Source organism: Pseudomonas sp. GW821-FHT09A09, from assembly GCF_059418405.1.
This window is the reverse complement of sequence record NZ_JBWKPU010000008.1, coordinates 36158-42157: the sequence shown is the minus strand read 5'-3', so window position 1 is coordinate 42157 and position 6000 is coordinate 36158. Positions and strand designations below refer to the sequence as shown.

Annotated in this window: 3 protein-coding genes; 1 reads left to right on the top strand and 2 read right to left on the bottom strand. The window is 63.1% G+C overall.

From position 1 onward, the window contains the following. Positions 1-140: 140 nt before the first annotated feature. Positions 141-1850, top strand: coding sequence for a single-stranded-DNA-specific exonuclease RecJ (recJ, locus tag AC07OV_RS08840; protein ID WP_495092060.1), 1710 nt, complete (start codon positions 141-143; stop codon positions 1848-1850). 147 nt (positions 1851-1997) lie between these two features. Here the strand turns inward: recJ and AC07OV_RS08835 are convergent, their stop codons facing one another. Further along, the gene (locus AC07OV_RS08835) at positions 1998-3284 is read right to left on the bottom strand and encodes a virulence factor family protein (protein WP_176994377.1); all 1287 of its coding nucleotides are present in this window, start codon (positions 3282-3284) and stop codon (positions 1998-2000) included. After that, positions 3284-5926 (bottom strand): bifunctional lysylphosphatidylglycerol flippase/synthetase MprF, encoded by a 2643-nt coding sequence (gene mprF, locus AC07OV_RS08830; protein WP_176994376.1) that lies wholly within the window; start codon positions 5924-5926, stop codon positions 3284-3286. The genes AC07OV_RS08835 and mprF overlap by 1 nt, the downstream gene beginning before the upstream one ends. Positions 5927-6000: the final 74 nt, after the last annotated feature.

Here is a 6000-nt window from a genome sequence, read left to right as displayed (position 1 = left end):
TACCTCCCCCCCCCCCCCCCCCCCCCCCCCCCCCCCCCCCCCCCCCCCCCCCCCCCCCCCCCCAGCTCCCACAGTTGATTTGTGTTGTATTCAGAATTGCTGTTTAACCGCTGTATTAGAAGAGAAGCACCTTTCACCCCATGCGTATCGATCCCCGCCCCTTGCCTGCTGTCCTGCCGTTTCTCGGTGAATTGCCGCCGCTGTTGACCCGTCTCTATGCCGCACGCGGGGTGCAGTCGGAAGCCGAGCTGGATAAAAGCCTGGCGCGGCTGATTCCCTATCAGCAACTCAAGGGCATTGATGCTGCCGTGGACTTGCTGGTGACCGCCTTGGAGCAGCGCCAGCGCATCCTGATCGTCGGTGACTTCGACGCCGACGGCGCCACGGCCAGCACAGTGGGCACCCTGGGCTTGCGTCTGCTCGGCGCGGCCCATGTCGATTACCTGGTGCCGAACCGCTTCGAATACGGCTACGGCCTCACCCCCGAAATCGTCGCCGTGGCCCTGCAGCGCAGGCCGCAGTTGCTGATCACCGTGGACAACGGTATCTCCAGCGTCGAAGGCGTGGCGGCGGCGAAAGCCGCGGGGTTGAGCGTGCTGGTGACGGACCACCACTTGCCCGGCGACGAACTGCCGCTGGCCGACGCTATCGTCAACCCGAATCAGCCCGGCTGTGAGTTCCCCAGCAAGGCCCTGGCCGGCGTGGGCGTGATCTTCTACGTGCTGATGGCCCTGCGTGCGCGCCTGCGCAGCCTGGGTTGGTACGAGAACAAGCCGCAGCCCAACATTGGCGAACTGCTCGACCTCGTCGCCCTGGGCAGCGTGGCCGATGTGGTGCCCCTGGACGCGAACAACCGCATCCTCGTGCACCAGGGCCTGGAGCGCATTCGCGCCGGGCGTGCGCGGCCGGGGATCAAGGCGATCCTCAAAGTGGCTAAGCGCGATGCGGCGCGCATCACTTCTACCGACCTCGGTTTTATCCTCGGGCCGCGCCTGAACGCAGCCGGGCGCCTGGATGACATGAGCCTGGGCATTGAATGCCTGCTCACCACGGATTTTGCTGCCGCGCGTGAAATGGCCGCGCAACTGGACGGCATGAACCAGGACCGTAAATCCATCGAGCAAGGCATGCAGCGCGAGGCCTTGGCCCAGCTCAAGGACCTGCCGGTGGAGTCAATGCCTTATGGATTGTGCCTGTTCGATCCGGAATGGCACCAGGGCGTGATCGGGATTTTGGCGTCGCGCATGAAAGAGCGTTATTTCCGCCCGACGATCGCCTTCGCCGACGCCGGTGACGGCCTGCTCAAGGGTTCTGGGCGCTCGGTACAGGGCTTTCACATCCGTGACGCGCTGGCGGTGGTCGCGAGCCAGCATCCCAACCTGATCGCCAAATACGGCGGCCATGCCATGGCGGCGGGGCTGACGCTGGCTGAGGAAAACTTCCCACTGTTTGCCGAAGCCTTTGATGCTGAAGTGCGTCGCCAACTGCGTGAAGAGGACCTGACCGGGCGCCTGCTGTCCGACGGCACCCTGGCCGTGGAAGAGTTTCACCTGGAACTGGCCCGCGCACTGCGCCACGCAGGTCCCTGGGGCCAGCACTTTCCCGAGCCGGTTTTTCACGGGGTGTTCCAGTTGGTGGAGCAGCGTGTGGTAGGGGAGCGCCACCTCAAAGTGGTACTCAAGACCGAGTGCGGGTCGGTGAAGCTGGACGGGATTGCGTTTGGGGTGGACCGGGAGGTCTGGCCGAACCCGACGGTGAAGTGGGTGGAATTGGCCTACAAGCTGGATGTGAACGAGTTTCGTGGCAATGAAACCGTGCAGTTGCTGATTGCCCACATCGAACCGCGCTAGATCTCAGCAACACCACAAAACAAATGTGGGAGCTGGCTTGCCTGCGATAGCATCACTCCGGTGTAACTGACATACCGTGGTGACTGCATCGCAGGCAAGCCAGCTCCCACACAAGCCAGCCCCACATAAGCCTGTGTAGGCCGGGAATTACTCGGCTTTATCCTTGGCCTGATGCTTCACGATGATGTCCACCAACCGCTTGGCCAGCGCGGGGTAGTTCTCATCGAAGTGATGGCCGCCTGGCAGCTTCACGGCTTCGCCCACGGCCGTCTTGTCGGTGCAGCCACTCTCGTCGACTTCTTCGGCACCGTAGATGCACACCACTTTGTCCGCTGGCAGCTTGGCCATTTCCGGGCCGGTGGCGGCTTCTTTGCCGGCGTTGCCCAGCCAGCCTTCCACTTCAATCTCAAAGCTGCCGGTACGGGCGAATGCCAACAGGATGATTGCGTCTACGCGCTGCTGCTCGTTTTCCGGCAGGCGGTTGTAGATGGCCGGCAGTACGTCGGCGCCGAACGAATAGCCGGTCAGCACGAAGCGCTTGGTGCCCCACTTCTGCCGATAGTGCTGCATCAGCTCGGTGAGGTCCTTGGCGCTTTGTTCCGGGGTCTTGTGCTGCCAGTAGTAGCGCAGGGTGTCGATGCCCACCACCGGGTAGCCGATCTTGGCCATCTCGCCGGCCACGTCGCGGTCCAGGTCACGCCAGCCGCCATCGCCGGAGAGGAACAGGGTCACGGTGTCCTTGGCTTGGCCGGCTGGCACTTCCACCACGGGAATGGCCAGGCCGCCGTTGTCCGAACCCACCAGCTGCTTGCGCAGTTCGTTGTTCAGCACTTGCGGGTAGTGAATGTCGTAGTCGCTGATGCTGGTGGTTGCGCGCGGCGTATCGCGTACGAAACTGGCGGCATCATCGTCAGGGTTATCGTTCCAGGCCACCAGCCAGCTGCCGTGGGCAGAGGTTTTTGGCAATGGGTCCTTGCAGCCTTCCTGCGTCATGGCGAAGCCAACCGAGATGGCGTTGGCCTTGTCGTCGCTCTGTGCAGCCAGCCAGCGCCATGCCAGCGCTGCGCCAGGGCCGATGCCGCTGACGAGGGTTGCCGGGCCCTTGAGTTGGCTCAGGGCGCCTTGCAGGGCTTGCTCCTGCAACGTGCAGTCATCTTTGGGCAGAACCACTTGGACAATCTGTGCCTTGCCGCCCTGGCTCAGGGCAATCAGTTGGCTGTCGCTCAAGGTGTCAGCGGCCAGCACCGCAACGGCGACGCGGGCTTTGGCCGTGCCGGCCGGGGTGACGCGGGTCATGACAGAGCCGTCGGCCTGGGGCAATTGTTCCAGGGTCGGTTGCGGGGCAGGGCGGTTCCAGTACCAATAGCCGCCACCCAGGATCAGGGCGAGCAGCACTACAAAGGCCAATACATACCGCCAGGAGCGTCGAATCATCAGCGTTTCACCAATCCAGTCAAGCCGCCCGCGATCAGGGCGGCGGTATCGGCCAGTGCCACCAGCGGATCAAGTCCTGCGGGCACGGCCATGTAACGGGGTTCCCAGTCAGGCTGGAACTTGTCTTTGAAGCGGCGCAAACCTTGGAAGTTATACAACTGCTCGCCACGGCGGAACACCATCGAACCCAGGCGCTGGGTCAGTGGGGCGCCACGACGCGGTTGCAGGCCCGACAACGGCACCATACCGAGGCTGAAGCGGGCGTAGTCATGGTTCTTATAATGTTGGATCAGGCCGACCATCATGAACTCCATGGTCAGCTTGGGCGCGTCTGGGTGGGCGCGCATCAGGTCGAGGCTGGCCAGGTCGTGGTTGTAAGTCTCGAGCAAGTTCGCGAAGGCCACCGGGCGCCCTTCAAAGCGAATGATCGCGATGCGAAAGTGCTTGAGGTAGTCGTCACTGAAGCGTCCCAGGGAAAAGCCTTTTTCCCGCACGTTCTTGCCGGTCAACCAGGCGTCGGAAATGACCTTGAGTTCATCCATCGGGGCGTGGCCCGGATCGAAGATTTCCAGGGACAGGCCGTCCCGGGTGCCACGGTTCCAGGTGTAGCGCAAATCCTTCATCTCTTTGCCCTTGGCTTCCAGGTCAAAGCGTTTCAGGTCGACGCGGGCTTCTTCACCCAGTTTGATCGCGGTGAGGCCGATGTCCATGTAGTACGGCAGGTTCTCGGCGCGCACTTGGTAGAACACCGGGCGGGCGTGGTGAATGTCGCACAGGTCTCGGAACTGCCAGATCATCTCGGCCCGGGGTTGGGTCGGGCCGATCGGGTCATACAAGGCCACCAGGCTGCGCCCACGACGGGCGTACATCAAAAAGGCTTCGTCGTTGGGATGGAACAGCAGCGCCTTGTCGCCGGTCAGCGCGAGGCCACCGTCAGGCTGGGATGAAGCCATCAGGATCTTGGTGGCGCGCTCCAGCTCGTCAGGCGTCGGCAGGTGGATCACCGGGCGTGCGGTACGCAACAGCCAGGTCAGCGACACGATCACCAGCAGCACGGCGGCACCCAGCAACGACCGCAAGCCACGTGGCGCGTTGGCGTCCAGGGTGAACTGCCACCACAGTTGATGGCTGTACGGCACGTCCTGGTAGGCAAACAGCAGCAGCCAGATCGAGGCGCCCAGTACGCAGACGCTGGCCACCAGGTACAGCGGCGAGAACGGCAGTTCAGTCAGGCGGCTGGCGCGGTAGAACGAGCGACGGAAGATCGCCAGCAGCACGGCGGTCATGATCATCAGGCTGGCTTCTTCCCAGTCGAAGCCCTTGAGCAGCGAGAGCAGGGCGCCGGTCAGCAGCAGCACCATCGTCAGCATCCAGGCTGCCGACAAGCGTCGGCGCAGACCCTGGGCGAGCAGCAGGCAGAGCACACCGATCAGGCTGGCACCAAAGTGGGAGGCGTCAATCAGGCGGTGGGGAATCAGGAAGCCGATGTTTTCCAGGCGTGAGTCGATTTCCGGCGTGGCGCCGGAAAACAGCAGGACCACGCCTGACAAAAAAACCAGTACGGCCAGTACCGGCGCCGCCAGCCCGGAAGCGACCCGCAGGCTCTGCTGCGTTTGGAACAGGCGCTGTGCTTCGTTGACCAGCAGAAACACACAGGCGATCAACAGCGGCAGTACCACGTAGATCATTCGGTACAACAACAGGGCCGCAGCCAGTGGCGCGGCGCCGAGCTTGTCGGCAAACGCGGCCAGCAGGATGGCTTCAAATACACCCACGCCGCCCGGTACGTGGCTGAGTACACCCGCCGCCAGGGCCAGCAGGTACACCAGCAGGAACGGGCCGAACGGCGGCGCTTCCGGCAGCAGCATATAAAGGACGGTTGCAGCGGCGGCGACGTCCAGTGCGGTGATGATCAGTTGCAGGAACGTCAGGCGGCGGCCCGGCAGGCGCAGGGTACGACGGCCAGCCTTGACCAGCAGGTTGTCGGGGTAGGGTTGTTCTGGCAGGCGGCGACGATAAATGCCGATGCACAGCACGGTCGACAGCAGCAGCACCGCGCCTGCAATACCGCCGAGCACCATCTGTGGCAGGTGCAGGTAGGTCGCGGCAGCGGGCAGGTTGCTCAATGTCGCCAGTGCGGCCAGGGGGGGCAAGGCGGTGCCGAGGGCCAGGCTGGCAAACACGGTCATGTGGGCCACTTCCGAAGCCCCGATGCCATGACGTGCATATAAACGGTAACGCACCGAGCCGCCCGAGAGCATCGATAAACCAATGGCATTGCCGATGGCGAAGGCGGTAAAACCGCCGAGGGCCAGGGTCTTGGCGGGCAGCTTCACGCCGGCATAACGCGCGCCCGAAAACTCGTAGCCCAACAGAATGATGAAACCGGCCACGGCGGCGGCAAACGCACCGAGCAGGGCAGGCTTGGGCACTTCCAGGATCGAGTCGTGGAGGGCGTAGAGGTCCAGTTCCAGCAGCAGGTGCCGGCAGGCGATCAGGGCGATTGCGAACAGCAACAGGGTAACGGCCAACCCGATGGGCTGACGGTATTTGCTCAACAGATCCAGCCAACGCAAACGAGTGGGAGTGATCGGTTGTTCTGCTGTGACAGTGTCTTGTGGTTCAGACGAGTTGGCGCGCATCAATCACCTCGTGGATTGTGCGCGACAGGATGGAGGTATCCAGCCAAGTTACCAATCCCTATGGACAAAATAAT

Coding starts and splice junctions, on each gene's coding strand:
- mprF (WP_176994376.1), bottom strand. CDS start 5,926: ATGCGCGCCAACTCGTCTGAACCACAAGACACTGTCACAGCAGAACAA.
- recJ (WP_495092060.1), top strand. CDS start 141: ATGCGTATCGATCCCCGCCCCTTGCCTGCTGTCCTGCCGTTTCTCGGT.
- AC07OV_RS08835 (WP_176994377.1), bottom strand. CDS start 3,284: ATGATTCGACGCTCCTGGCGGTATGTATTGGCCTTTGTAGTGCTGCTC.